This is a genomic window from Loktanella atrilutea (assembly GCF_900128995.1).
GTDB lineage: Bacteria > Pseudomonadota > Alphaproteobacteria > Rhodobacterales > Rhodobacteraceae > Loktanella > Loktanella atrilutea.
In genome coordinates this window covers 424,702-451,479 of record NZ_FQUE01000002.1, presented here as the reverse complement: position 1 = coordinate 451,479, position 26,778 = coordinate 424,702, and the positions used below count along the sequence as shown (strand labels likewise).

Annotated in this window: 25 protein-coding genes and 1 tRNA gene; 11 read left to right on the top strand and 15 right to left on the bottom strand. The window is 65.5% G+C overall.

Translation table 11 applies throughout. The features are described 5' to 3' along the window. Positions 1 to 30 precede the first annotated feature (30 nt). The 3 genes from BUA54_RS07400 to truA all read right to left on the bottom strand — a co-directional run bounded on the left by BUA54_RS07400 (position 31) and on the right by truA (position 7,500). Positions 31 to 4,806, bottom strand: coding sequence for a translocation/assembly module TamB domain-containing protein (locus BUA54_RS07400; protein WP_072856580.1), 4,776 nt, complete (start codon positions 4,804 to 4,806; stop codon positions 31 to 33). Then, positions 4,803 to 6,602, bottom strand: coding sequence for an autotransporter assembly complex protein TamA (locus BUA54_RS07395; RefSeq protein WP_342742692.1), 1,800 nt, complete (start codon positions 6,600 to 6,602; stop codon positions 4,803 to 4,805). Before BUA54_RS07395 ends, BUA54_RS07400 begins: the two co-directional genes overlap by 4 nt. 124 nt (positions 6,603 to 6,726) lie before the next feature. Continuing rightward, positions 6,727 to 7,500 (bottom strand): tRNA pseudouridine(38-40) synthase TruA, encoded by a 774-nt coding sequence (gene truA, locus BUA54_RS07390; RefSeq protein WP_072856578.1) that lies wholly within the window; start codon positions 7,498 to 7,500, stop codon positions 6,727 to 6,729. A 135-nt stretch (positions 7,501 to 7,635) separates the two neighbouring features. Here truA and BUA54_RS07385 point away from each other — a divergent pair, with 135 nt between their 5' ends. Together BUA54_RS07385 and BUA54_RS07380 are read left to right on the top strand one after the other, a co-directional pair. Further along, positions 7,636 to 9,021, top strand: coding sequence for a YcjX family GTP-binding protein (locus BUA54_RS07385; protein ID WP_084114230.1), 1,386 nt, complete (start codon positions 7,636 to 7,638; stop codon positions 9,019 to 9,021). Positions 9,022 to 9,059: 38 nt separating this feature from the next. Then, a complete protein-coding gene (locus tag BUA54_RS07380) occupies positions 9,060 to 9,998 on the top strand; it encodes a YcjF family protein (protein ID WP_084114228.1) in 939 nt (312 codons plus the stop codon). On the opposite strand, the gene BUA54_RS07375 is transcribed toward BUA54_RS07380, so the two are convergent. Then, the gene (locus BUA54_RS07375; RefSeq protein WP_072856575.1) at positions 9,995 to 10,906 is read right to left on the bottom strand and encodes a zinc ABC transporter substrate-binding protein; all 912 of its coding nucleotides are present in this window, start codon (positions 10,904 to 10,906) and stop codon (positions 9,995 to 9,997) included. The two genes, BUA54_RS07380 and BUA54_RS07375, sit on opposite strands and share 4 nt — an antisense overlap. Positions 10,907 to 10,977: 71 nt before the next feature. Between BUA54_RS07375 and BUA54_RS07370 the strand changes: the two genes are divergently transcribed. The 6 genes from BUA54_RS07370 (at position 10,978) to BUA54_RS07345 (ending at position 14,961) form a co-directional block, all read left to right on the top strand. Continuing rightward, entirely contained in the window at positions 10,978 to 11,442 is a 465-nt protein-coding gene (locus BUA54_RS07370; protein WP_072856574.1) for a helix-turn-helix domain-containing protein, read from the top strand. Continuing rightward, the gene (locus BUA54_RS07365) at positions 11,439 to 12,200 is read left to right on the top strand and encodes an ATP-binding cassette domain-containing protein (protein ID WP_072856573.1); all 762 of its coding nucleotides are present in this window, start codon (positions 11,439 to 11,441) and stop codon (positions 12,198 to 12,200) included. The genes BUA54_RS07370 and BUA54_RS07365 overlap by 4 nt, the downstream gene beginning before the upstream one ends. Further along, a complete protein-coding gene (locus tag BUA54_RS07360) occupies positions 12,193 to 12,999 on the top strand; it encodes a metal ABC transporter permease (protein ID WP_084114226.1) in 807 nt (268 codons plus the stop codon). The genes BUA54_RS07365 and BUA54_RS07360 overlap by 8 nt, the downstream gene beginning before the upstream one ends. Before the next feature lie 72 nt (positions 13,000 to 13,071). Next, entirely contained in the window at positions 13,072 to 13,545 is a 474-nt protein-coding gene (locus tag BUA54_RS07355; protein WP_245810591.1) for a CAP domain-containing protein, read from the top strand. A 57-nt stretch (positions 13,546 to 13,602) separates the two neighbouring features. Continuing rightward, the gene (gene fmt / locus BUA54_RS07350) at positions 13,603 to 14,502 is read left to right on the top strand and encodes a methionyl-tRNA formyltransferase (RefSeq protein ID WP_072856570.1); all 900 of its coding nucleotides are present in this window, start codon (positions 13,603 to 13,605) and stop codon (positions 14,500 to 14,502) included. A 6-nt stretch (positions 14,503 to 14,508) separates the two neighbouring features. Continuing rightward, the gene (locus BUA54_RS07345) at positions 14,509 to 14,961 is read left to right on the top strand and encodes a VOC family protein (RefSeq protein ID WP_072856569.1); all 453 of its coding nucleotides are present in this window, start codon (positions 14,509 to 14,511) and stop codon (positions 14,959 to 14,961) included. Here BUA54_RS07345 and BUA54_RS07340 read toward each other — a convergent pair. From BUA54_RS07340 to BUA54_RS07330, 3 genes are all read right to left on the bottom strand, one after another. Continuing rightward, positions 14,949 to 15,329: a VOC family protein gene (locus BUA54_RS07340; protein WP_072856568.1), complete on the bottom strand. Its 381-nt coding sequence runs from the start codon at positions 15,327 to 15,329 to the stop codon at positions 14,949 to 14,951. The two genes, BUA54_RS07345 and BUA54_RS07340, sit on opposite strands and share 13 nt — an antisense overlap. Before the next feature lie 5 nt (positions 15,330 to 15,334). After that, on the bottom strand, positions 15,335 to 16,219 hold the full coding sequence (purU, locus tag BUA54_RS07335; protein WP_072856567.1) for a formyltetrahydrofolate deformylase: 885 nt from the start codon (positions 16,217 to 16,219) through the stop codon (positions 15,335 to 15,337). Positions 16,220 to 16,341: 122 nt separating this feature from the next. Then, entirely contained in the window at positions 16,342 to 16,974 is a 633-nt protein-coding gene (locus BUA54_RS07330) for a ribonuclease T2 family protein (protein WP_072856566.1), read from the bottom strand. Positions 16,975 to 17,112: 138 nt separating this feature from the next. On the opposite strand from BUA54_RS07330, the gene BUA54_RS07325 reads away from it, so the two are divergent. Further along, entirely contained in the window at positions 17,113 to 17,916 is an 804-nt protein-coding gene (locus BUA54_RS07325) for a DUF1013 domain-containing protein (protein ID WP_072856684.1), read from the top strand. A 110-nt stretch (positions 17,917 to 18,026) separates the two neighbouring features. On the opposite strand, the gene recR is transcribed toward BUA54_RS07325, so the two are convergent. From recR to BUA54_RS07280, 8 genes are all read right to left on the bottom strand, one after another. Next, positions 18,027 to 18,620 carry a recombination mediator RecR gene (recR, locus tag BUA54_RS07320; protein WP_072856565.1) on the bottom strand — a complete coding sequence of 198 codons (594 nt, stop codon included), beginning with the start codon at positions 18,618 to 18,620 and terminating at the stop codon, positions 18,027 to 18,029. Between the two features lie 66 nt (positions 18,621 to 18,686). Continuing rightward, on the bottom strand, positions 18,687 to 19,031 hold the full coding sequence (locus BUA54_RS07315; RefSeq protein ID WP_072856564.1) for a YbaB/EbfC family nucleoid-associated protein: 345 nt from the start codon (positions 19,029 to 19,031) through the stop codon (positions 18,687 to 18,689). A gap of 64 nt (positions 19,032 to 19,095) precedes the next feature. Continuing rightward, positions 19,096 to 20,844, bottom strand: a complete 1,749-nt coding sequence (locus BUA54_RS07310) for a DNA polymerase III subunit gamma/tau (protein ID WP_072856563.1) — start codon at positions 20,842 to 20,844, stop codon at positions 19,096 to 19,098. A 53-nt stretch (positions 20,845 to 20,897) separates the two neighbouring features. Further along, positions 20,898 to 21,290, bottom strand: a complete 393-nt coding sequence (locus BUA54_RS07305; RefSeq protein WP_072856562.1) for a YidH family protein — start codon at positions 21,288 to 21,290, stop codon at positions 20,898 to 20,900. 92 nt (positions 21,291 to 21,382) lie between these two features. Next, positions 21,383 to 22,831 carry a UdgX family uracil-DNA binding protein gene (locus BUA54_RS07300; protein ID WP_072856561.1) on the bottom strand — a complete coding sequence of 483 codons (1,449 nt, stop codon included), beginning with the start codon at positions 22,829 to 22,831 and terminating at the stop codon, positions 21,383 to 21,385. After that, positions 22,831 to 24,072, bottom strand: a complete 1,242-nt coding sequence (locus BUA54_RS07295; RefSeq protein ID WP_425434952.1) for a putative DNA modification/repair radical SAM protein — start codon at positions 24,070 to 24,072, stop codon at positions 22,831 to 22,833. Before BUA54_RS07295 ends, BUA54_RS07300 begins: the two co-directional genes overlap by 1 nt. A gap of 595 nt (positions 24,073 to 24,667) precedes the next feature. Further along, positions 24,668 to 24,743: transfer RNA gene (locus BUA54_RS07285), tRNA-Ala, on the bottom strand. Between the two features lie 97 nt (positions 24,744 to 24,840). Continuing rightward, positions 24,841 to 25,167: a TIGR02300 family protein gene (locus BUA54_RS07280; protein WP_072856559.1), complete on the bottom strand. Its 327-nt coding sequence runs from the start codon at positions 25,165 to 25,167 to the stop codon at positions 24,841 to 24,843. 112 nt (positions 25,168 to 25,279) lie between these two features. Between BUA54_RS07280 and BUA54_RS07275 the strand changes: the two genes are divergently transcribed. Together BUA54_RS07275 and BUA54_RS07270 are read left to right on the top strand one after the other, a co-directional pair. Continuing rightward, complete coding sequence (locus tag BUA54_RS07275; RefSeq protein WP_072856558.1) at positions 25,280 to 25,966, top strand: M48 family metallopeptidase; 687 nt, start codon at positions 25,280 to 25,282, stop codon at positions 25,964 to 25,966. A gap of 12 nt (positions 25,967 to 25,978) precedes the next feature. Further along, positions 25,979 to 26,626 (top strand): GntR family transcriptional regulator, encoded by a 648-nt coding sequence (locus BUA54_RS07270; protein ID WP_072856557.1) that lies wholly within the window; start codon positions 25,979 to 25,981, stop codon positions 26,624 to 26,626. Positions 26,627 to 26,778: the final 152 nt, after the last annotated feature.

Sequence of the window (26,778 nt, the reverse complement as noted above, 5' to 3'; positions counted from 1 at the left end):
GCCCCGCCGCGAAGGGCGGGGCCGGTTGGATCAGTAGTCCCGCTCGAAGAAGACGCCGATGCTGGTGTCACCGTCGGCTCCGGCGGTGCCCTTGGCGGTGATCTCGTCGGTGATGTCGAGGTTCAGATTGATCTCTGTCGTGCCGTCGCTGCCGATGGTGACGTCGGTATAGAGGTTGTCGGTCAGGTATTTGCCAGCCCGCACGGCTGCATTGCCGTTTTCGTCCGTCGTCACGTCGAAATCGTCGAGGCCGATGCCGGAACGGAAGTTGTCGATCAATCCGCCGCCGCCGCGTCCCGCAAGTTCACCCACCGCAGCCGCCAGCTGGATCGCCTGCAGCGGGCTGATTTCCGAGATGTCACGTCCGAAGATCAGCTGCGACAGGACTTCGTCCTGCGGCAGGTCGGGGGTGGACTGGAACGTCACCTCCGGATCGTTGGCGGGGCCTTCGACGATGATGTTGATGACGGTGCCTGTGTCCGCCTGCGTCGTGGCGACCAGACGGATGTAGGGAATGAAATCACCCTGCAGAGAGGCGGAGCCTTCGGTCAGGTCGAAGCGCTGCTGCAGGATGCTGATCCGGCCGCGCTGCAGGTCGAACTGGCCAACGGGCACGATATTCGCCGTGGTGCCCCCCAGTTGAAGCGTGCCGCCGAGTTCGGCGTCCAGACCGCGCCCGCGGATGAAGATGCGGTTCGGTGCGTCGATCCGCAGATCGAGGGGATAGACGGGCCCCCCGCTTGCGGCGGCCTTGGCCGGGGCAGAGGAGGCATTCACCGCAACATCCGCCCGGTCGAGCGTCAGCCGGACCGCCGGGCTGGGGTTCAGGTGTGTGACGGCGGGCAGTTCCCCTAGCGCACCGGTGCCGGAGGAGGGGACCTGGATATTGGTCTCTCCAAGTGCGAGGCGTCCGGCGATCCGTGCGCCTCCGGCAAGCGGGCCATTCACGGTAACAGTCCCGTTCACGACAGTCTCGTAGAGGTTGGGGTCGCGCAGTTCGACGGCGTTCACGTTCAGCGTCAGGTCGCCGTTGAAGGGGGCCGACAGGGTCACGGGGCCAGAGAGGGCGATGCCGCCCCCGCTTTGCACATTGCCGGTCAGGTCGACCTGTGCCTGCCCGCCGTTCAGCGCGACGGTCGCGTTGATATCGGTCAGGGCCTGCGACAGCGTCGGATCGGACAGACGCGCACCGGTGGTGGTGACGCGGCCACTGATCGACGACAGGGCAGGGGGGCCGTTGGCCGAGATGTTGAAGTTCGCGATGCCGTCCAGCCGCCTTGGTTCAAGGAATGGGTTGGCAAAGCCGAGCGGCGCATTGCCGGTCACGTCGATGTTCAGGTTCCCGTTGCCGGCGATCTCTCCGCGCGCGGTGGCGGCGATGCCGCCCGGTCCGGTGGCGTCGATGTCCAGCGTATAGCCGCCCGCCGCAGTGCGGCCGACCTGACCCTGCGCGGTAACGGGACCAGAGAGGGCATCGGTGAACAGGCCGACGTCCGCCAGACGGGCGTTGATCGTGCCGTTGGCGGCACCGCCTCCGGCAGCGTTGAGGTTGCCGGAAGCGCTGACCTGCGGAAATTGCACGTCGAAGCTGCGGACCGTGATGTCCTGTCCGGACTTGGCGGCGTCCAGCGCAATCGTCCCCTGACCGCGCAGCAGCTGATCGACCTGCGGATTGCCGACGGCAAGGTTGCTCGTCGTCGCGTTCACTCGCGCGTCAAGCTGGCTGAGGTCCGGCAGCAGCGTGCCGTCGGCCTGCAGGTTCAGACCGCCGGATATCGGCTGACCGGCCAAGGCCCTGAATTGCGACAGGTCCGAGATGGCAGCGTCCAGCGTGCCGGTGACGCGATAGTCGTCCTCTTGCGGGGCGACCTGCGCGTCGAGCGTCACATCGGTGCCGCTGCCGTTCGCCCTGAGGTCAACCTGCGCGGTGCCGGCATCGTTGCGGCTGGCGGTCAGGTCGATGGCCAGCGGGCCGTTCAGGCCCTGCGCCAGTGCCCCCGCATCGTTCAACTGCGCCTTGATGTCGGCCGCCAGTGGGCCGGTCATGCCACCATTGGCGCTGCCCTGAACGGTCAGCTGCGGTGTCGCGACGTCAAGACTGTTCAGCGCGAAGGTGTCCGGCCCGGTCCGCGCCACGCCGCCGCTGATCCGGCCGGACCCGGCCAGCAGCGCGTCAACCTGCGGAATGCCCACGGCCAGATCATCGGTCGTGCCGAGGAGGGTGACGTCGAAAAGGCTCAGGTCCGGCAGCAGGGTGCCGTCCACGGTCATGTCGATGCCGCCCGCTATGTCCTGCCCCGCGAGTGCCGCATAGGGTGCAAGGTCAGCCACGGCGGCGTCGATCGTGCCGCTGATGCGATAGTTGTCCACGGGTGCGGCGACCTGCACGTCGGCGCTGATATCGGTGCCGGGACCCTTGGCGGCCAAGGTTGCGTCGGTGACACCAGCGTCGTCACGGTCGGCGTTCAGGGCGATGGTCAGTGGGCCCGTCAGGCCATCCGCGATCAGGCCGATGTCGGCGATCCGCAGGTTGGCGTCGGCGCTTAGCGGGCCGGTCAGGCCGCCGTCCGCATCGGCGGTCAGCGACAGTTCCGGCGTCTGTACGTCCAGACCCTTGATGATATACCGGTTGTCCCCGATGTAGCCGACCTCGCCCGCGAGTGTGCCGGGGCCCGCCAGCAGGGGATCGATCTGGGGGGTTCCCGTCTGCAGATCCTGCGTGTTGCCGCTGAATTCGGCGGTATAGCGGGTCATGTCCGACAGCATCACGGCGTTGACGGTCAGATCGACGGCACCGGCAAGGTCGCGCTGCGCAATCTCGCTGAACCGCGAAAGGTCGTCGGCGGTGGCGTCGATCTTGGCGTTGATCGTCTGACCTTCTTCGGATGGCGTGACCGTGCCGCTGGCGTCAAAGGTCGTGGCAGGACCGGTGCCATTGACTTCGAAAGTAATGTTGCCCGCCTCGTTGCGATCAGCATTGCCGGTAACGCGGGCGGGGCCGGTCAGACCCGGCGCGATCAGCCCGACGTTCTGGACAGAGATGTCGAAGTTGCCAGTGCTCAGCCCGCTGGTGATATTTGCATCGGCAGTGACCGCCGCTTCAGGCGTATTGACGGTCAGATCCTCGATCCGGGTGCCGCTGGTGTCGCGCACGGCGCGGACGGACACGGTACCGGTTCCCGCCAGAACCGGGTCAAGCTGCGGCACGTCGACAGCCAGATCCTGCGTCGTGGCATTCAGCAGGATGTCGAACAGGCCGTCCAGCGGCGTTACGGTCGCGGTCACATCGGCCTGCGCCGATCCCCCGAGGTTCCGCCCGGCAAGGGTCGAGAAGCGCCCCAGCGCTTCTGCATCGAAGGTCACGTCGGCCTGCGTGCGGAAGCCGTCGGCGGGGCCCTGCACCGTGGCGTTGGCCGCGACCTCGATTCCCGGACCGTTCAGGGTCAGGGTCGAGATGTCGGTCGGCTGCCCCTCGACCCGGGTCACGACGATATTGCCGTTCAGCGTGTCGCCGAAGGCCTGTGCCGCGCCGGCGTCGTCCAGTTGCAGTCCCGTCGCCGCATAGTCGAGGTCGGCGGTCAGCCGCCCCTCTGCCGGGCCGTTGCCGTTCTCGATGATGCCACCGCCCTGCAGGGTGATCTCTGCGATCCCGAGGCCGGGGCGGTCGAAGTTGCTGATGTCAAAGTTCGCGGTCCAGTCCGTGCTGACCGATTGGTCGTACTTGATCGCGAGGTCGACGTTGTCGACGTAGGTCTTCGGCCCGCCGATGGGCAGCAGCACCGGCTCTCCCGACGCGTCGGCCACGGTGCCGGTCAGGTCGATCAGTTCCGGCCAGCCGTTCGGACCGACATTCACACGGCCGTTGAGCCGCAGGCTTTGTGCCGTCAGATCCAGCGTTGTCAGGGCAAAGCCGCCATTGGCACCGACGTTGCCCGCTGCGACCAGCGACACGTCTGACCCGAAGAAGGCGTCGTAGTCGTCAGCCAGCAAGGGCGTCAGGTCGCCGCCGATGTTCAGGGCAAAACCTGTCTGCCCGGTGGTGGAGTTCACCGCAAAGTCGCCGGTGATCCGGTCCTGACCGTCGGTGGCCAGCGCAAGATTGGCGGCAAATTCGCTGATCGGCGCCTCTCCGTTCAATGTCAGCTTCAGCGACGGGCGGTCCGGCAGGTTGATCAGGCGCGCAACGATACCGTCCTGACCTTCCTCGACGTTCAGGTTCAGGCTCAGCACCTTGGTGCCGTTGTCGTAGCTGCCTTCGACCGCGAACACGCCGGTCTTGCCGTCAAGTCGGTTCGCCGTGACGTTGGCCGATCCCTCGCCGTTCGCAAGCTGGGCAGAGCCCTGCAGGTTCAGGGCAACGGGTTCGCCGAGAAAGCTCTCGCCCAGTTCGATCCGGGCGATGTTCAGGGTGTCGAGGTTGATGCCGACGGGCAGTTCCGGCAGGGAAAACGGCTGCGCCTCGGGCGACGGCGCGGTGTTGCTGGACACGGGCGCGCGTTCGACGCGGACCAGTTCCGCGGTCAGCTCCTCTACGTCAATGCGACCGCGCAGAAGGGCGCTGCGGTTCCAGTCGAGCACGACATTCTGCAGGTCGAGCCAGACGCCCTCGCTGTCGGCCACGGTGATCCTGTCCACTGTCGCGCGGGATGACAGCGCCCCCTGAAAGCCCTGAATGTCCACGATCCGGTCGTCGCCGGACAGGTTGTCCTGAATCAGGCGGGTCAGATAGCCTTCACCCTCGTCGTCCTGCGCCACGGCGGCGAAGGGCAGGGTCAGCAAAGTCAGCAGAAGGAGAAAATGTTTCAAAACGCTTGTCCGATTCCGATGTAGACTTCGACAGATTTGAACTGGTCGTCACCGCTGGCCGGCGTGCCGACATCAAGACGGATCGGCCCGATCGCGGTGTTGTAGCGCACGCCGAGGCCGACGCCGTCCTGATCAGCGCCATCGGTCAGCGGTGTCGGGCTGCTGCCGACATAGCCGTAGTCGTAGAACCCCACGATGCTGATTGCCTTGGTGATGCCGACCCGCGCTTCGAGCTGGGCACCGGCGTAGGACGTGCCGCCGGTCGTCACGACCTCTCCGTTTACTGTGCGGTCGACGCCCAGTGACTTGTAGCCCTGACCGCGGACCGTGCCACTGCCGCCGGAGTAGAACAGGAAGTCAGCGGGGGAGTCGGTCTCGTCCGGGCCGATCACGGTGCCCAGCTGGCCCCGGGCGGCGACGGTAAAGCGGTCGTCGGTGCCGAAGCTGTAGTAGACGCGGCCGTCGAGGTAGCCGCGCGCGCCACTCGATCCGCCCGCGAGGGCGAGGAAGGGCGTCGTCTCGACGTCGATGTAATAGCCGTTCTTGGCATTGGTGTCGCTGTCGCGCTTGTCGTAGGTGGCAGCCAACGGTGCGGTCAGCAGAGTATAGTTTCGGGTGCCGAGGTCGGTGACTTCCTTTGCGGTCAGCAGGCCGACACCGATCTGCACCTCCAGCGCGTCGGTCAGCTGGCGGTTGACCAGCACCTCGGTGTTGAACTTGTCGACGAGGTAATTCGGCTCGTCCTCGCGGCTGATCTGGGCCGTGGCTGTCAGGTCGGTATCGGCGCCGTAGATCGCAGGAATGCGCAGCGCGGTGCCCAGCGAATAATCGATCCCCCCCGTGCCGCCGCCCAGACCCGCGACGGCCGCGTCAAAGCGCAGGTTCTCGGCCCCACCAAAGATGTTGCGGTGCATCCAATAGGCTGACAGGCGGATGCCTTCCACGGTGGAATACTCCACACCCGCACCGATCCGGCGGGGCTTGCTTTCGGCAATGGTGGCGGTGATCGGCAGCGTGTTGTCGGGGCCGATCTCCTCTGCCTCCGTCAGGGACACGCTGTCGAAGGCCCCGGTTTCGCGCAGGCGCTGAGCGGCCTTGGTCATCTCGTCCGGGCTGTAGATCTCTCCCGTCGGCAGTCCCGCGATCCTGTTGATCGCGCTGGTGCGGACGGCTTCGTTCCCGGTGATGGTCAGCGGACCGAAGGTCAGTCGTGGGCCGGGGGCGATGGCGACCGTGGCATCCAGCAGGTCTTCTGTGTGCCGGGCCACGATCTGTTGGTCAGCAACGGTGACCTTTGCGTACCCCTGATCGCGCCAAGTGGTGCGCGCGGCTGACGCAGCCTGCCGAATCACGTCGGCACGGGCGTCCTCGCCCGGGGCGAATCCGTCGGGCAGTTCGGTGCCGGGGGCCAGCGGCGCGACCTCGGCCCGGCCGAAAGTGAACAGCGGGCCGGGGACGACGGTGATCGCGATGCTGTCGATCCGGTCCGGCGCCGCCAATGGCGCGATCGACGCGGCCTCTGCCCCGTTGACCTTGATGCTGATGGTGCCGCTGTAATATCCGGCTGCATAGAGGGCCGTCAGAAGCCGGCGATAGTCGGCGCGGGCAGCGGCAACGTAGTCCTGTGGCTGCGGATCCGATTCGTCACCGATGCCGCGCGACAGGGACGCGTCCTGCAACAGACCGAGCAGATCGTCGTCGGCACCCGGCGCGTCGATCGTGACTTCCTGCGCGACCGCCGCGGTGGCCGCCGTCATCATCAGGACTGCGGTCCAACTGATCTGCTTTAGTTTCACCTGTCCGCCCCTCGTCGACCACGTTTTTGTTGTATCTTAGCGCGAAGCAAACGCAAACCGCGGCCCGAGAGATCGGCGGCAAACGTGGCAGGTTTCACGCAGGCGCCGCACCCGGATGCGCCTGTCAGTTGTCTGCAAACGGATCGACTGGATAGGTGACGGCCGCCAGATAGAGGCCGTGCGGCGGGCTGACCGGGCCACAGGCCGCGCGGTCGCGCGCCTCCAGCGCGGTCTTCACGTCGTGAGGTTGCCATGCGCCGGTGCCCACCCGTTCGAGCGTGCCGACGATGCTGCGGACCTGATTGTGGAGGAACGACCGGGCTTCGACATGAATGTGGAGCAGCTGTCCGCTATGGGTCGGCACCTCCTCGATCCACAGACGATCAAGCGTGCGCACGGGGCTGTCCGCCTGACACATCGCGGCGCGGAACGTGGTGAAGTCGTGCCGTCCCAGAAGGTGATCCGCCCCGGCCTGCATGGCCGTGACATCAAGCGGCATCTTCACCTGCCACAGCGCGCCGGCCCCGACCGTCAGGGGCGCGCGCCGCGCGATCAGGCGAAAAAGATAGCGTCGCCCTGTCGCGGTGAACCGCGCATGCCAGTCGTCGCAGACCCGCGCACAGTCTAGGATCGCGACGGGATGCGGCTTCAGATGGTAGTTCAGAGCCTCTGACAGGCGGAAGGGGTCCCAGTCACGCGTCAGGTCGCAGTGGGCGATCTGACCGGTGGCATGCACACCGGAATCCGTGCGTCCCGCGGCCGCGATCGTGTGGGGGCCGGGTTCCAGTCGCGCCAGTGCCGACTCGACAGCGCCTTGCACCGATGGCTGGTCCGCCTGCCGCTGCCAGCCCGCGAAGGGGCCGCCGTCATACTCGATCTTCAGGGCAAAGCGGGGCATGGCGCGGGGCTTAGGCCGCGGGCCTGCCAAAATCAATCCCTACCCAAGGCGCCGCGCAGCCCCTATCTGTCGGTGAACCGGAATGGAGGGTGCCGTTTGGGCCTGTTCGACATCACAGAGGGCCTTCTGCGCGGCATGGGAAACGTGACGAGCGCCGTCACGCGCCCCGTCACCGCACCCTTCACGGATCCCGTCATCCGGCTGGGCGTCACCGGCCTCAGCCGGGCGGGCAAGACGGTCTTCATAACCTCTCTCGTGGCGAACCTGATGGACCGCGGGCGGATGCCGCAACTGCGCGCCGCGGCGAGCGGTGCGATCCGCACCGCCTATCTGCAGCCGCAGCCCGACGACACGCTGCCGCGCTTCGACTACGAGACCTACCTTGCCCAGCTGACTGCGCCGGAGCCGAGCTGGCCGGAGGGCACGCGCCAGATCTCGGAGCTGCGTCTGTCGCTAAGAGTGCAGCCGACGGGTTTCATGGCGGGCCTGCAGGGCGTGCGGACCGTGCACCTCGATATCGTCGATTATCCGGGCGAATGGCTTCTGGATCTGGCGCTGCTGGATCAGAGTTATGCGACGTGGTCGAAGGCCGCGCTGGCGCGTGCCGACGGGCGGCCTTCGGGCGACGACTATCTGGCGCTCGTCGCGCAGACCGATCCCGACCGCCCGCTGGAGGAGGCGACCGCGCGCAGCCTGGCGCAGGCCTATACGGTGCATCTGAATGCGGCGCGCGCCGCGGGCTATTCCGATTGTACGCCGGGACGGTTCCTGCTGCCGGGCGATCTGGCGGGGTCACCGGTGCTGACCTTCGCGCCGCTGCCGGGCGGTGACTTCTCGCGCGGGTCGCTGGGCCGCGAGATGGGGCGCAGGTTCGAGTCCTACAAGAAGAACGTCGTGAAGCCGTTCTTTCGCGACCATTTCGCTCGGATCGACCGGCAGGTCGTGCTGGTCGATGTACTGGGTGCGATCCACAACGGGCCGCGGGCGGTGGACGATCTGCGCACCGCGATGGCTGACATCCTCTCGGCCTTCAATCCCGGTCGCAACAGCTTCATCAGCCGCATCTTTCAGGGTCGGAGGGTGGAAAAGATCCTCTTTGCCGCGACCAAGGCCGACCACCTGCACCACACGCAGCACCCCCAGCTGACCGCGATCACACAGGCCCTGCTGCGAGAGGCGCGCGACCGCGCTGATTTCGCCGGGGCGCAGACCGCCGCCATGTCCATTGCCGCCCTGCGCACCACGGTGGAGGAGACGGTCGAACACCGCGACGGTCCCCTTGACGTCGTGCGGGGCCGGTTGCTCGATACCGGCAAGCAGGCGGCATTCTATCCAGGCGCATTGCCCGAGGATCCGCAGCACCTGCTGGCGCCCGCGCGTGCCGGCGCGGCGGACTGGGGCGAGGGGGACTACAAGGTGATGCGCTTTGCGCCCGCGCCGACGACCCTGCGCCCGGGCGAAGGCCCTCCGCACATCCGGCTGGACAAGGCTGCAGAGTTCCTGATCGGAGACCGGTTGTGAAACGTCCCGTACTGATCGACCTCGACGAGGCGTCCGAGATGACGCCGGCGACGGCACCGATGGTGATCGACGACGCCCCGCAGGGGGCGGCGATGCAGCGGGTCGCGTCCCTTGCGACACGCCGGGCATCGCCCTTGGCAAAGTGGTTCTGGTCGCTTTTGGTCAGCATCGTCGGTTTCCTCGTGTCGCTGGCCGCCTGGAACTTCGTCACCGGCCTGATTGCCAGCCATCCCATCCTCGGCATGGCCTTCAGCGCCCTGCTGGTGATCTTTTGCTGTGTCCTGCTGGCGATCGCCCTGCGCGAAATGTCGGCATTCCACCGGTTGCGCCGGATCGACACGATCCAGACCGAGGCCGCGACGGCCCATGCGGGCGGTGACCTGCCGATGGCCCGGAAGGTCGTGGGCCACATGACCAGCCTTTATGCCAGCCGCGACGATACCGCGTGGGGCCGCACGCAGCTGGAGGAGCGTGCACCGGAGGTCATGGATGCCGACGGCCTGCTCGATCTGGCAGAGCGGAGCCTGCTCGAACCGCTCGACGCGCGGGCCGTGGCAGAGGTGCAGGCCGCGGCGCGTCAGGTCGCTGTCGTGACGGCTGTTGTGCCGCTGGCGCTGGCCGACGTCTTTACCGCACTGACCGCGAACCTGCGGATGATCCGGCGCATCGCAGAGATCTACGGTGGCCGGTCCGGCACGCTGGGGTCGTTTCGTCTCGTGCGGACCGTGCTGGGCCATCTTGTGGCGACGGGCGCCGTCGCTGTGGGCGACGACCTGATCCATTCGGTCGCCGGCGGTGGCCTGCTTTCCAAGGTATCGCGCCGCTTCGGCGAGGGTGTCGTGAACGGCGCCCTGACCGCGCGCGTCGGCATCGCCGCGATCGAGGTCTGCCGCCCCCTGCCGTTTCAGGCTTTGAAGCGCCCGTCGGTCACCGGTACGGTGCAACGGGCGCTGACAGGTCTCTTTGGCCAAGCCTAGGGCTGGATGCAGGTCTTCAGCGTCGTCGCAATGTCGGTCAGAAGCTCTGCATAGAGAGCTGGCCCCGGCGTCAGCGTCATCCCGGTATCGTCGATCACGGCCTGCCGGGCCGCCGTGCCCTCGGTCAGCAAGTCGGCATAACGTGTCGGGGCGTTGGTTTCCGACAACACGCAGGTGATCTCTCCCGCTTTGACCTGTGCGCGCAGATCGGACAAGTGGGCGGGGCCGGGCTCTTCCGCCTCGCTGTCGCTGATCGCGCCGCCCGCCGGCAGGTCGAAGCGCTTCTCGAAGTAACCGAAAGCGTCGTGCGGCGCGACCCATGTCCCGCCCGGCAGCCCCGACAGGTCGGTCGTGATGGTCTTGCGCAGCGCGGCCAGCCCGGCAAGCGCCTTTTCCGCGTTCGCGGCGTAGGTCATGGCATTGTCGGGGTCCGTCGTCGCGAGGGTGTCGCGGATCGCGCCGACCCAGACGGAGGCGATCTCCGGATCCAGCCATGCGTGCGGATCGCGGTCGTGATGGTGACCTTCAGCCTCATGACCCTCCGCATCGTGATGCTCTGCGTCGTGATCGTCCGGAGCGGCGCGGGGCGTCCAGCCGGGGGCGTCCAACAGAGTCAGTGTCGCTGCCTTGGGCGCGAGGGTTGTCAGTGGATCGACCAGCCACGGCGTCAGATCGGCGCCGACCCAGATGACGACATCCGCCTGCGACAGGTTGCTGGCGTCGGACGGCCGCAGCGCCATGTGATGCGCGTCTGCGCCCGGCGGCACGATCAGTCCAGGGACGGCAACTCCGTCCATCACCTGCGCCACGAGGCTGTGGACGGGCACGATATCCGCGACGACACGAGGGGCGTCGGCTTGAGCCGCCGCTGCGGCCAAGATGAACGTGGTGGTCAGAAGATGTCTCATCGGGATCTCTTGCTTAGTGACGACAGCCGGTCTATAAAAGATATGTTATAACATAACAAGAGGCCTTGCCGATGACGACCGGCTTCGACCGCCATGACCATGCCGCCTGCGTCCATGATGCGCTGCGCAGCGCCGAGGTGACATGCGCCACATCAGCCCTGCGGCTGACACCGCTGCGACGCCGCGTGCTGGAAATCCTGTTGGAAAGTCACGCGGCGCTGGGTGCCTACGACGTTCTCGCGCGCCTCGATGCCGAAGGGTTGGGGTCGAAGCCACCGGTCGCCTATCGGGCTTTGGGCTTTCTGGTCGACAACGGCTTTGCGCATCGGATCGAGGGGCTGAACGCCTTCATCGCCTGCGCCCATCCGGGCGCGGCGCATACGCCGGCCTTTCTGATCTGCCGGGGGTGCCACAAGATCGCGGAAACGGCGGCCGGCGCACCCCTCGGTTCGGCTGCGGCCCAGTCCGGCTTTGCCATCGAGCAAACCGTGGTGGAGGCGCAGGGCCTCTGTCCTGCCTGCCAGACCGCATCATGAGCCTTCTGTCCGCGCGCGGCATTGGCGTCAGCCGCAACGGCACCGCGATCCTGCAGAACGTCGGGCTGGATATCGCGGCAGGCGAGATCGTCACGATCGTCGGTCCGAACGGATCCGGAAAGTCCACCCTGCTGCGCGTCCTGATTGGGGCGTTGCGTCCCGACCGGGGGCAGGTCAGGCGCAGTCCCGGCTTACGATTGGGGTATGTGCCACAGAAACTCGCCATCGACGCGACGCTGCCGCTGACGGCGCGACGCTTCCTTGACCTGCCGCATCCCGTGCCAAAGACCGAGGCCCGTCAGGCGCTGGCGACGGCGGGCGTGCCGGACGTCGCTGACCGACAGATGACGGACCTGTCCGGCGGACAGTTCCAGCGCGTCCTGCTGGCCCGGGCGATCCTCTCCCGGCCGCAGCTTCTGATCCTCGACGAGGCGACGCAGGGCCTCGATCAGCCCGGCGCGGCCCGCTTCTATCGCCAGATCGAGGCGGTGAGGCGCGACATGAATTGCGCGGTCCTGATGGTCAGCCACGAGTTGCACGTCGTGATGTCGGCCTCTGACCGGGTGATCTGTTTGAACGGCCACATCTGCTGCGAAGGCACACCCGAGGTCGTGTCCGCTGCACCCGCTTACAGAGAGCTCTTCGGCACCGGGACCGGTGGCGCGCTGGCCCTCTACCGCCACGACCACGGACATAGCCACGATCACGATCACGGCGCCGATCATGTCCACGATCACCCGGACCACGATCATGCTTGACGACTTCCTTTTCCGAGCCGCCCTTGCGGCGCTGGGAACCTCACTCGCGGCCTCCGTCCTGGGGTGCTTCGTGGTCTGGCGGCGGATGGCCTATTTCGGCGATGCCACGGCCCACGCAGCCATCCTCGGCGTCGCCCTCGCGCTGGCCCTGAACATCTCTATTCTGGCCGGTGTCGGTGCGATCGCCCTCGTGGTGGCGCTACTGATCCACCGCCTTTCGGACCGGGCGCAGGGGACGGACACGATACTGGGGGTTCTGGCGCATGGCGCGTTGGCGACAGGACTTGTCGCGGTCACCCTCATCCCCGGCGCGCGGATCAACCTCGAGGCTTACCTGTTCGGCGACGTGTTGACGGTGTCGCGCCTTGATCTCGCCGTCATCTGGGGGGGCACCGCACTGGTGCTGAGCGTCCTGTGGTTCCACTGGTCGGCGCTGTTGCTGGCAACGCTGAATCCGGATCTTGCCACCGCCTCCGGCATCGATCCGCGACGGGAGAACCTGATCCTGACGTTGTTGCTGGCAGGTATCGTGGCGGTCGCGATCAAGGTCGTCGGCGCCCTGTTGATCACGGCCCTGCTGGTCATTCCCGCCGCTGGCGCGCGCCGCCTGTCGTCCTCGCCCGAGGGGATGGCCCTGCGCGCCGCGCTGATCGGCGCTCTGTCCGCGGGTGGGGGGCTTGTGCTGTCCGTCCGCCTCGACACGCCGACCGGCCCGTCCATCGTGGTTCTGGCGGTCGTCCTTTACGCTTTATCAACGATTGGCGGATATTTGCAGGGAGCAGGCAGGAATTCGCCCTAGGGTTGCCACATGGTTGCCTGATTCATTCGGGATGGTCTAGGTCTGCACCGACGAACAACCCAAAGGATGCCCATGCTCAGATCCCTGATTGTTGCTTTGCTGCTGGTCGTGACCGCCCAGACCGCTGCCGCCTCCAACGCCTGCGCAACGCCGGCCAATGTCAACCAGATGGCGTCGCAGATCGCGGCGGGGGTCAATGCCAGTCGCAAGGCGAACGGCCTGAAACCGCTGAAATACAACCAGACCCTTAGCAAGGCGGCGATGGCCCATGCCTGCGACATGTCGGTCCACAATTTCTTTGGCCACACCGGCAGCAACGGCAGCCGCTCTCAGGGACGGGTGCGTGCTGCGGGTTACAAGGATTGCACCGTGGCCGAAAACCTGGCCTGGGGCTACCCGAAGGCGGGACAGATCATCGGGGGCTGGATGCAGTCGGCCGGACACCGGTCAAACATGCTTCATCCCCGCGTGACCGAGATGGGCATTGCGATCACCAAGGGCAGCAAAGGGCCGAACTGGGTTCTTGTCCTGGCACGCCGCTGCTAGCATCCTGACCGCTCCCGCGGTATCCGGTACCCCAAATACCTTTGGGAAGGCCGCCGGATGCGCATTGTTTTCATGGGAACGCCGGACTTTTCGGTGCCGGTTCTGGATGCACTGCACGACGCAGGGCATGATATCCTTGCCGTCTATACACAGCCGCCGCGCCCCGCGGGCCGCGGCAAACGCGACCGCCCGGGTGCGGTGCACCAGCGGGCCATGGCTTTGGGACTGCCGGTCCGCCACCCTGTCTCACTGAAAGGGGCGGAAGCACAGGCTGATTTTGTGGCGTTCGATGCGGAGGTTGCCGTCGTCGTGGCCTACGGCTTGATCCTGCCGCAGGCCGTGCTGGACGCTCCGCGACGCGGTTGTCTGAATATCCATGCCTCTCTCTTGCCCCGCTGGCGCGGCGCTGCGCCGATACACCGCTCGATCATGGCGGGTGACGCGCAGACCGGCGTCTGCATCATGCGGATGGAGGCGGGACTGGATACCGGACCCGTCCTGCTGCGTGAAAGTGTCGCAATCCAGCCCGAGGATACGACTGGAACCCTGCATGACCGGTTGTCCACCCTCGGCGGGACCCTCATCAGGAGCGCGCTGGATCGGTTGGACGACCTGACGCCTGTCCCGCAACCGGCAGAGGGTGTCACCTATGCCGCCAAGATCGACAAGGCAGAGGCGCGTGTCGACTGGACCCGCCCCGCCGCCGTTGTGGATGCGCAGGTTCGAGGTCTGTCACCCTTTCCCGGCGCCTGGTGCGAGATCGGTGGTGAACGGGTGAAACTGCTCGGTTCCCGTGTGGCGGAGGGTGAAGGCGAGCCGGGGCAGGTGCTGTCCGGCCTGACCGTTGCCTGCGGGACCGGGGCTGTCGCCATCACGCGCCTGCAACGTGCCGGTGGGCGGGCGCAAAGGACCGAGGACGCCTTGCGCGGCTTCGACCCCGGCCCTTTCGTAATGTGACGTTGGATGCCCCATCGCAACATTCCCTTCGCCCTCGTAGGCATCGATCACGTCGTCTTTCTTGTCGATGACATGGATCGCGCGCTTGCGTTCTACCGCGACGTGCTGGGCTGTGCCCCTGGTTATTCCTATCCGGCCATGGGGATGGAACAGGTCTGGGCGGGCGCCGCGCTGATCGTGCTGTGGGATACGACCCACGCCGGCGCCAAGGCCGCAGTGCCGCCGGTGACGGGCGGGCGCAATGTCGATCATCTCTGCCTCGCGACTTCACCCTTCGCAGCGGAGGATATGCGCGCCCACCTTGCGCGTCATGGTGTGACCATCGAACGCGAGGCGATGCACGGCGGCGCACGCGGCATGGGCCATTCATTCTACATCCACGACCCCTTCGGCAATAAGCTCGAGATCAAGGGGCCGGCAGAGTATCCGGACGGCCGCGCGCAGGATCAGGCGAAATAGGGGTCGTCTGCATCCTTCAGGCTGCAGATGTTGCCGTCGGGGTCCGTGAACGATCCGGTCGTGCCCCAACTGTGCTCGCTGACCGTGACATTAATGCCAGCAGTTTGCAGCAGCGCCGCCGTTGCAGCCACGTCGGCGACGTTGAACCGCAGGACGGTCGGATTTTGTGCAACCGTCTTGCGACCGTCGATAGCCATCCCGTCCCGTTCGATCATCAGATAGCCGGTGCCGAACCGCAGACAGACCAGTCCCGGCTTTTCGAACCACTGCGGCAGACCGAGGGTATCTCGGTAGAACGCGACGCAGGCGTCGAAATGTTCGGTGAACAGGATGACACCGGGCGTCAGGACGTGGTCAGCAAGTCGCATTGCAGTCATCCCATCCGTTCCGATGCGTAGGAGCCCGGCGAGGCGGGAAACACCACCGTCTTGTGCCCGTTCAGAAGCACGCGGCGATGGATGTGGGCATGGATGGCGCGGGACAGCACCTGCGCCTCGACATCGCGGCCGAGGCTGACGTAGTCGGCGGGGGACTGGGCGTGGGTCACGCGCACCGTATCCTGCTCGATGATCGGGCCCTCGTCCAGATCGGCGGTTACGTAATGCGACGTGGCGCCGATCAGCTTCACCCCCCGCTCGAACGCCTGCTTGTAGGGGTTCGCGCCTTTGAAACTGGGCAGGAAGGAGTGATGGATGTTGATGATGCGCCCAGACATCTTCTGGCACATGTCGTCAGACAGGATCTGCATGTAACGGGCGAGCACGATCAGATCGGCGCCGGCCTCCTCGACCACGCTCATGATCTGCGCCTCGGCCTGCGGCTTGTTGGCCGGCGTGACCTTGATGCAGTGAAACGGGATATCGTGGTTCACCACGACCTTCTGATAGTCGAGGTGGTTCGAGATGACGGCCACGATGTCGATGGGCAGCGCACCGATCCGCCAGCGGTACAGCAGGTCGTTCAGGCAGTGGCCGAAACGGCTGACCATGATCACGACCTTCATCTTCACGCTCTGGTCGTGGAACTCGTAGGTCATGTCAAAGGCTTCGGCGGCCGCGACGAAACCGCGTGTCAGGCCATCCAGATTGCGGCTGCCGTCGTTCTCGAAGCTCATGCGCATGAAGAACTGACCGGTTTCGGGATCGTCGAACTGGGACGAGTCCGTGATGTTGCAGTCGTTGTCTGCCATGTAGTTCGCGATCGCTGCCACGATGCCCTTGGTGGATGGGCAGGTGACGGTCAGGGCGTAGTCTGTCATCGGTCTAACTTTTCTTCGCAAAGAGGGTGGGGCGTTCGGCCTCTTGTCAGGCATGGGATCCGTCGGGTGCGCGTCGGAAACGGCGCAGTCTGCAGCGAAAGCGACGCGGTCCCCCGGGTGCGTCAGTCGATGGCACCGAAGGCGGCGCTGGGCAAGGTGCAGTCACGCGCAACGTCTTCTTCGCAGTTCCGTGGCGCAAGGTCCTTTGTCAGGCAGATCCGCACCTCTTGAATGGCGCCGTTGCTGCAGGTCACGGTGATGCCGTCGCGGGGCAGATCAGGATTGGCTTCGACGAAGGCATCCTCGATCAGCGACGCCGGCAAGGTCACATCGCGGGTCAGCTTGGCGAAGGCTTGCGGGATGCGGATACCATCGTGCGCCGCGCGTGCGGTGCGGAAGTAGGCCTTCGGCGGCAGACCGCTGCAGGATCCATGCTTGTTCCACTGGTACCACGCCAGCCCACCGGTGCCCATGATGTCGGCCATCGCCGCTGTTTCGGCCCGCGACGGCGGGGCAAACGACGTGCGGCAGTCACGCGGGTATCCGCGGTCGTATTGTGGCCAGAGGCCGTGCAGCACCCACCCGAATCCGGCCCCTGGCGCGCATTGGGGCGAGTGCCGGGCACGACCTGTCGCATCGCACCAGTTCGGCGACCACGACAGGGACAAGACATAGTAATCGAATACACCGGCCCGGTCCTGCGCCCCGGCCTGTGCCGCAAGGAACATCGTCAGGGCAGCAAACACCGCTTTCATGTTTTTGATCTTCCCAATTTCGGCGGCTTTCCCTATATATGACCCAAGTTCCCCGACAATGTGAACCCGGCCCACGCGGTCAGCCCCTTCAAGGGCCCGAGGAAGGCTTGTCGAAGTTCAAGGATAGGAGTGAAGACGATGTCCGATAAACCGATCATGGCCAAGGCCACCGCCGTCTGGCTGTGCGACAACACGACGCTGACGTTCCAGCAGATCGCCGACTTCTGCGGGCTGCACCCGCTGGAGGTGCAGGGTATCGCTGACGGCGACGTGGCGACCGGCGTGAAGGGGTTCGACCCCATCAGCAACAACCAGCTGACGCAGGACGAACTCGACCGTGCCGAGGCGAACCCCCAGCACAAGCTGAAGCTGAAGTTCAACGCTGCCGCCCAAGGCGAGGAAAAGCGCCGCGGTCCGCGCTACACGCCGCTGTCCAAGCGCCAGGACCGTCCCGCGTCGATCTACTGGCTGGTCAAGTTCCATCCGGAACTGGAAGACAGCCAGATCAGCAAGCTGGTCGGCACCACGAAGCCCACGATCGCCGCGATCCGCGAGCGGACCCATTGGAACATCAACAACCTCGATCCCATCGATCCCGTCGCACTGGGCCTGTGCAAGCAGTCGGAACTTGACGCCGCCGTCCAGAAGGCCAATGCGAAGCGCGCCCGTGAGGGCACCGCGATGACCGATGACGAGCGTCGCAAGCTGGTGTCGACGGAGTCGAGCCTCGGGTCCGCGCCCGAACCCAAGATGCCGTCGTCGATGGCGGGCCTCGAAACCTTCAGCCTGTCCGACTCCACCCCCGTCGAGGAGGAGGAGGTTGAGGACAAGCGCGACATCCGCGATGCGGACAGCTTCTTCAACCTGCCTGACGATGTCGATGCGACCAATGATGACGAAGACGAGGACGACGACGACTCTGACATGCGCCACAAGCGCTGAGCGTATCCGATCGGAACGACGACATGCCCCGGCGGTGACGCCGGGGCATTTTGATTCGAAGCGCGTCTTTGCTACGCTGCTGCGCGGTTCGCATGCAGGCGGCGGTCAGGTCACAGCGTCCGTCGCGCGCGGAGGGCAGCGGTGATCGTGCCATCGTCGAGGTAGTCGAGCTCTCCTCCCACCGGTACGCCTTGCGCGAGGGAGGTCACGGTGACGCCGGTCAACTGGTCCGCGATGTAATGCGCGGTGGTGTGCCCGTCGATGGTGGCGCCCAGGGCGAGGATGACCTCTCGCACCTCTTCCGACGTGATGCGGTCCAGAAGGCGAGGGATGCGCAGTTCTTCCGGCCCGACTGCATCCAGCGCGGACAGCGTGCCACCCAGCACGTGATAGCGGCCCTTGAATTGCTGGCTGCGTTCCATGGCCCAAAGGTCGGCCACATCCTCGACCACGCAGATTTCGCCGTTGGCGCGGCGGTCGTCGGTGCAGATCGCGCAGATATCGCCGGTGGCGACATTGCCGCAATTCAGACATTCGCGCACCGTCGCGCCGACGCGGGTCATCGCCTCTGCCAGCGGGATCAACAGGGGGCCGCGCTTCTTGATCAGGTGCAGGACCGCGCGCCGCGCCGATCGGGGGCCAAGGCCCGGCAGCTTCGCCATCAGGGCAATCAGGTCGTTCAGCGCCTCCGTGTCATCGGTCATGGGACATGACCGGCGCCGGACCCTCCGGGGGGAGTTTATCTTGCCAGGTAAACAGGGGACCGATCCCTAGAACGGCATCTTCATGCCCGGCGGCAGGCCGAGGCTTTCGGCGATCTTGCCCATCTCCTCCTGCGCCCGGTCAGAGGCGCGGGATTGGGCATCCTTGATGGCGGCGAGGATCAGATCTTCGACCACCTCCTTGTCGGACCCGTTGAAGATGCTGGGATCGATGTCGAGGCCGGTCAGTTCGCCCTTGGCGGTGGCGGTGGCCTTGACCAGACCCGCGCCCGCCTCTCCGGTGACGGTGATCGTATCGAGATTATCCTGCATCTCGGCCATCTTGGCCTGCATGTCCTGCGCGGATTTCATCATCTTGGCCATATCGCCCAGACCGCCCAAACCTTTGAACATCGTGTCGTCTCCGTTGCTGTGCTTTGTCTTCAGATACGTATGGGGCAGGTGCGGAACAAGGGTGTCAGCCGTCCTCGAACGGATCCCATTCGTCCTCGACCTCGGCCAGCGCATCGCTCGCAGCCTCTTGTGCGCGGTCCGCCTCGGTGCGGATGTCGGTGATGCGGGCCTTTGGAAACTGCGCCAGCACGGCCTGCACCAAAGGATGCGCCGTGGCTAGCTGCTGGAGGGCAGACGCGGCAGCATCCCGGACCTCGGCGATCGTCGGTTGGCCTTCTTCGTTGCTGACAATGACGGCCCAGCGGTTGCCGGTCCACGCCTGCAGCCGCGCGCCGAGGCGCTGTGTCAGGTCAGACGCGGCGTTCGGCGTGGGATGCACCTCGATCCGACCGGGCTGGTAGCTGACGAGGCGCAGGCCCGTTTCGACCTCGACCAGCAGCTTCACGTCGCGGTGGGCGCGGATGAGGCCGACGACGTCCTCGAACCGGGCGTAGTGGTGCAGCGCCTCGGTCGCGAGCTGGGGCGCCGTAGAGGCGGACGGACCGGAGGGGCCGCCATGCGTGGGGGCCGGCGTGCGAGAGATCGCCTGCGTGGCACCTGCGGCGGGGGCCATGCGGGCGCCGTTTCCACTGACGGAGGGCGGCGGCGGCGTGGCGTCCTTCAGCTTGCGGACCAGATCCTCCGGCGTGGGCAGATCGGCCACGTGGGTCAGGCGGATCACGGCCATTTCCGCTGCCATCATGGCATTGGGCGAGGCCGCCACCTCTTCCAGCGCCTTCAGCAGCATCTGCCACATGCGGGTCAGCACCCGCATCGGTAGGGCCCGCGCCATCGACAGGCCACGGGTGCGTTCGTCGGGGCCGATGGTGGGGTCTTCGGCCGCATCGGGCGTGATCTTGATGACGCTGACCCAATGGGTGACCTCTGCCAGATCACGCAGGATCGCCATGGGATCGGCGCCGTCGGCATATTGGGTCGAAAGCTCGGTCAGCGCCTCTGCCGCTTCGCCCCGCAGGATCATGTCGAAGAGGTCGAGCACGCGACCCCGGTCGGCAAGGCCCAGCATCGCCCGGACCTGATCCGCCGTCGTCTCGCCCGCGCCGTGACTGATGGCCTGATCCAGCAGGGACGTGGCATCGCGGGCCGACCCTTCGGCGGCGCGGGTGATGAGCGCCAGCGCATCGGCACTGATCTCCGCCTGCTCGGCCTTGGCAATGCGGGTCAGCAGGCCGATCATCACCTCGGGTTCGATCCGGCGCAGGTCGAAGCGCTGGCACCGGGACAGGACGGTGACGGGGACCTGCCTGATCTCGGTCGTGGCAAAGATGAATTTTACATGAGCGGGAGGCTCTTCCAGCGTCTTGAGCAGCGCATTGAAGGCGCTTTTCGACAGCATGTGAACTTCGTCGATGATGAAGATCTTGTAGCGCGCTGACACGGCGCGATAGCTGACGGTTTCGATGATCGCGTCGCGGATATTCTGCACGCCGGTGTTGGACGCCGCGTCCATCTCCATCACATCGACGTGGCGGCCTTCCATGATGGCGACGCAGTGTTCGCAGACGCCACAGGGTTCGGTCGTGGGGCCACCCTGTCCGTCGGGGCCGATGCAGTTCATGCCCTTGGCGATGATCCGGGCGGTCGTCGTCTTTCCGGTGCCGCGGATCCCGGTCATGATGAAGGCCTGCGCGATGCGGTCGGCGGCAAAGGCGTTCTTCAGCGTGCGCACCATCGCGTCCTGTCCGACAAGATCGGCGAAGGTTTCCGGACGGTATTTCCGAGCGAGGACCTGATAGGCGGGTTTGTCAGACATGGGGCGTTGCGTTCCGATCGGGTGGGTTGCGGCAATCTAGGCCTGCGCGACCGTCAGAGCAACCAGAGGACCACGCCCGTCAGCAGCGTCGCCAGCGAAAGCGCGCTTGCCAGAATGGTATAGGACTTTGTCGATTGCGGCATGCAATCGCGGCTGTGCAACCGGGTCAGCGTTGCCTTGGCGCGATTGCGCGCCGACCAGAACACGCCGATGGCGGCGGCCAGAAAGACTGTTGCCACAGCCTTGCCCAGACCCTTCGGTTCGATCGATCCGAACACGGCCTGCAGGCCCAATGCGATCACGATGCAGGCCAGTCCGGTGCGAATCCACGCGGCGAAGGTTCGTTCGTTGGCCATGATCGTGCGATCCTCGGCCCAGTCGGTCCGGGCTTCGGCCCAGTCGGTGCGGCTTTGCGCCAGTTCTGTCGAAGATTGGTCCTTTGCCATCGGTCAAGATTAGGACGGGTGGGTCGGTCACGGAACCGCAAAAATGCAGCCGGTCGACCCGGCGGCTTGATCCTGTGCAAGGCGCGGCCCAATCACCCCCTTGCCTGACGCTGATCCATCGGAGGGGCAAGGGACGCCAGTGTCCGCACCGCCAGTTGCAGGTCAGACACCATGGCGGCCTCCGCCTCTGGCCGGGCGGCGGGCGGCATCCGCAATAGTGCGCTGGGGTGGAGCGTGATGAGGACAGGGCCATGGGGCGTGTCCTCGATGCTGCCGCGCCGCTTCATCACGGCCTTGGCGTCGCCGGTCAGTGCGCCCATCGCCGTACCGCCAAGGGCAAGCGTCAGCTTTGGGCGCAGCAGCGTGCGCTCCGTGTCGAGCCAGAACTTGCAGTGACTCACTTCCGAAGTGTTCGGATTGACATGCAGGCGGCGTTTGGCGCCTTCCTTGAATTTGAAATGCTTGACCGCGTTCGTCACATAAGCCGCCTTGCGGTCGAGCCCGGCGCGGGCGGCCAGTTGATCGAAGAGTTGCCCGGCTGGACCGACGAAGGGGGTGCCGGCCAGATCCTCCTGATCGCCGGGCTGTTCGCCCACGATCATCAGCGCGGCGTCATGAGGGCCGGCACCGGGGACGACCTGCGTTGCAGGACCGTGCAGCGGGCAGCGGGTGCAACCGGCCAGACCGGCAGTCAGCAGGTTCCAAGAGGCCGGCTGCGGCGCCTCCTGCAATTGGGCGTGGATACGCGCGACGCGGGCGGGCTCCAGCGTCGGGGCGGTCTCTGCCATCTCGCGCACGCGCGTCTCGGCTTGTGCGATCATGTCGGGAATGTATTGCGCCTCCGGCAGGTTCTTCCAGTATTTCTTCGGCATCTCGGACGTCATGGCAGAGACCTTCAGCCGCGCCGGATTGAAGATGTTCTGGAAATAGGTGCCCCACAGCGCCTCTGCCGCGTCGTCCGGCAGATCAGGCCTTTCGCGCCCCTCGTGGAACGACAGCGTTCCACTGCTGAACTTTGCCGTGACGTCCGGCGTCACGATCATCCAGTCCATGTCGGCGAACCGGCGGGCAAAGAACGGTGCGTTCGGTTCCACCGTATGATGCGTCGGCTCGAACCAGGCGGCGAAGCTGCGGCGCGGACCGTCGCTGCGCAGATCGCGAAACCGCACGAAAGCACGCATCTTGTGCTTGCAGCGGTGTACCGCCTTTTCCATCTGCCGCAGGCGCGCCAGTTCCGGGTCGGCGCGGTCTGCCATCGCGCCCTTGTCCAGCCGTAACCGCCACAGCAACGCATAAAGACGGGCAAAACGCTGCGGATCCTTGTGCCACACGACCCACTGCGCCATGGCGACGAAATCCGCCGGAACCTTGATCGCCTGCCGGGTCGTCGGTGGTGGGATGTCTGTTTCGAACAGCTCGGTAGCTGTGTTGTCCCAGTTCCAGAGGATATCCTCCGGCGGGACACGCGCTGACAGAAGCCCGCGCGCGGCATCGCGCCAGGCCTCCCATGTGCCGATCCGGGGCAGGGGCACGCCGATCATCAGAAAAGTGTCAGCTGTTCCGGCGGCGGCGCGAAGCGCGCGCGCAGATCGATGCTGTCGGTCAGGTTGCCTGGCGTCCAGTCCAGCGCCGTCACGAAGGCGCGGGCCTTCTTCAGGCTTGCGCCAAGGCGCAGAAGATCGTCGTATCGCAGGGTCCGGTAACGGCGTGTCGTCAGGATGCGGTTCACCGTTTTCGTACCGAACCCCGGTACCCGCAGAAGCATGTCGCGCCCTGCCTTGTTGACGTCCAGCGGGAACCTGTGACGGTTCTGCAGGGCCCACGCGAGCTTTGGATCGATCTCCAGATCGAGGTTACCGTCCTGTGCGCCGGCCGTGATCTCCTCGACCCCGAAACCGTAGAACCTCATCAGCCAATCGGCCTGATACAGCCGGTGTTCCCGCATCAGCGGCGGCTTGATCAAGGGGAGCTTGGCCGTGCTGTCAGGGATGGGCGAGAAAGCGGAGTAGTAGACGCGCCGCAACTTGTAATCGTCGTAAAGCGATGTCGACCGGGTCAGGATGGTCGCGTCCGTCGCACCATCGGCGCCCACGATCATCTGGGTCGACTGTCCGGCCGGCGCAAACTTCGGTGGGCGCTTGCCGGTGTGGCTCTTTTCCTTGGATGCATCGCGAGAGGCGCGTACGTCCCCCATCGCTGCACGGATCGTCGCGGGGTTTTTTTCGGGGGCGAAGGCTTGCACGCTGCGGTCTGTCGGCAGTTCGACGTTGATCGACAGGCGGTCGGCATAAAGTCCCGCCTCGGCGATGATTTCTGGCGCCGCGTCGGGAATCGTCTTGAGGTGAATGTAGCCGCGAAAGTTCTCGACCGTGCGCAGGCGCTTGGCGATGCGCACCATGTCGGCCATCGTGTCATCGGGATTTCGGATCACGCCGGAGGACAGGAACAGCCCTTCGATATAATTGCGCCGGTAGAATTCCAGCGTCAGGCTGACGACTTCGTCCACGCTGAACCGGGCCCGCGTCACATTCGATGACACCCGGTTCACGCAATAGGCGCAATCGTAGATGCAGAAGTTCGTCATCAAAATCTTGAGCAGGCTGATGCACCGCCCATCGGGGGCGTAGGCATGACAGATTCCGGCTCCTTCGGTGCTGCCCAGCCCCTTGCCATCCCGGCTGTCGCGCCGGGTTGTGCCACTCGATGTGCAAGATGCGTCGTAACGGGCGGCGTCCGACAGGATAGCGAGTTTTTGCTGCAATGTCTGTGTCATGTTGTTCATGGTATGTTCACTTACCATGCATGACAAGGTCAGGGGTCTGGCAAAGTCACCGCAATACCGGAAAAGGCTGCGTCAGTTCAGTATCGGATCAATATGTCGCAGCAGGCTGACAAGATGTGGAGGGGCGAAGAGCGGCAGATCATTTTTTGACAACCACAACAGCCGCGCCGCTTGCATCAGATCCGAGAACTGCTGGGATCCGGCCTGACACAGCTCCACCGCTTGATCCGCCAGTCGGGATGGTCAGCAGACCACATCGCCAGTTGGCCCGGCGCGCCGGTCATGCAGGACATCACTGGCATGTCCGCGAATAAGAGATGTTCTGTCCTGCAATCATCGGGCGCAGTGGACAGACAGATCATAAATACGAGTTCAATCATCTGAAGTCTCCTGAACAGGATGCGGATACCGAAACGATGCTGCGAGTGCGAAAGAGATCCTATGAAAAAACGAGTGGGGCGGACGATGATGGGACACACCGGCCGATGCTGCCCAAACGTTCGGCAGAGAGTCCGGTTTCAGCGACGATTGAGAAATGATCGATATCATGGCGCGATCAAAGCACGCGCGCATTAATTTGAAATGAAAAAGTGGGTGGTGGAGCCTAGGGGGATCGAACCCCTGACCTCTTGCATGCCATGCAAGCGCTCTCCCAGCTGAGCTAAGGCCCCGTACCGTGTGACGCGATCCGCGTCGTCCGTGTGGCGCTGTCTATGCAGCGTCCGAGGCGAGATCAAGTAAGAAATCGCGCCCCGGACTGAACTTTTTTCAGTCGTCGTCGCCTTTGCTGACGTCAGCGATATCGTCGAGGCTGACGGTGTCGTCGTCGTCGTCTTCCAGGACATCATCGCCCAGATCGACATCCTCGTCCTCGTCATCCTCGTCGTCGAGGACCAGATCGTCCTCCTCGTCGGCGACCTTCATCTTCTTGGTCTGCGCGTCTTCGGCATCGGCGACCATGGTGCGGGTCTTCGAGGTCTCGATGTTGACGACATTGCCCGTGTAGGGGCTGACGACCGGGTTCTTGTTCATGTCGTAGAACCGCTTGCCCGTTTCCGGGCACAGGCGCTTCGTGCCCCATTCTTCTTTCGGCATGGGTGACCCCCTTCATGAATATCGGTGCGGCCCTTGCGGCGGGCTGACGTCCCCTGCCATAAGACAGGAGCGGTGTCAAAGACCTTTGGCGCGGGCAAAACAAGGGTTTCATATGGGCCGCGATCTGATCATTGGCAACCCCCCGATTGCGGTGGACCTGCGCCGCTCTGCACAGGCCCGGCGGCTGAGCCTGCGGGTCTCTCGGCTGGACGGCAAGGTGACCCTGACGATGCCGCCCCGCGCACCGGAGCGTGAGGCACTTGCCTTTCTGCAAGAGCGCGAGGCCTGGCTGCGCGGACATCTGGCCGACGTGACCCCGCAGGCCACTGTCGCGGCGGGAGGCGAGATCATGTTCGCGGGCCGCTTGCTGCCGATCCGCAGCCATGCGGGGCGTGGCGTGCGGGCGGACGATGCGGCGCTCTATCTGGCCAGAGGCGCTGGCGGGGCTGCGCTGAAGGCCTTCATGCGCGCGCGGGCCCACGATGCCCTGACCGTGGCCTGTGACCGCTATGCCGGACAGGTGGGACGCCGCTATACGCGTCTGACGCTTCGGGATACGCGGTCGCGCTGGGGGTCCTGCACCTCTGACGGGGCGCTGATGTTTTCCTGGCGTCTGATCATGGCGCCGCCGCCGGTGCTGGACTACGTCGCCGCGCACGAGGTCGCGCATCTTGTCGAAATGAACCATTCACCGGCTTTCTGGGCGGTGGTCGCCTCTCTCGTCCCCGATTACGCCGGGCATCGTCTCTGGCTGCGCGAGCATGGTGACCAGCTGCATCGGTCGCGGTTCGATGCCTGAGGACCCGCGGTCATGATTCCGCCGCGCGTCCCGGCGACACCGGGGGCCGCCCACGACCGGGTCTTTCGCGCCCTGCGGACGCGTATCCTGCACGGCCAGGTGGAACCGGGCACGACCCTGACCCTGCGGGGCATCGCGCGTGATTTCGAGGTTTCGATGACCCCGGCACGGGAGGCCGTGCGGCGGCTGGCTTCCGAAGGTGCGCTGTCGCTGTCGGCCACGGGGCGGATCAGCACGCCGCTTCTGTCGAACGACCGGATCGAGGAACTGGCGACGTTGCGGGCGCTGTTGGAGCCGGAACTGGCCTCTCGTGCCCTGCCGCGCGCGCATTTCGCGCTCATCGAGCGGTTGGAGACGATCAACCATGGGGTCAGCCAGATGGTCGCGCGCCACGATGCGAGCGGCTATATCCGCATGAACCTGGAATTCCATCGCACGCTCTATCTGCGGGCGCAGGCTCCGGCGATACTGGCGATGACCGAGACGGTCTGGCTGCAACTGGGACCGACGATGCGGGCGCTTTACGGGCGGCTGAACCGCACCGATCCGCCGATGCACCACCGGCTGATCCTTGCCGCGCTGAAGGCCGGGGACGAGCCGGGCTTGCGGCTGGCGGTGCGGGGCGACGTGACGAAGGGGCTGCGGCTGCTGAAGGCCTGAGTGCGGGGCGGGCGGCGGAGGGGGGCTGTCTGCCCCCCGTCGCGTGCCGCGACTCCCCCCGAGGATATTTCCAAGACAGAGAGGACCGGTGTTAACCTGCTGTTCATGCTGTTGCGCTTTTCTTGCCGAGCGGGACAGGCAGGGATGCCGAT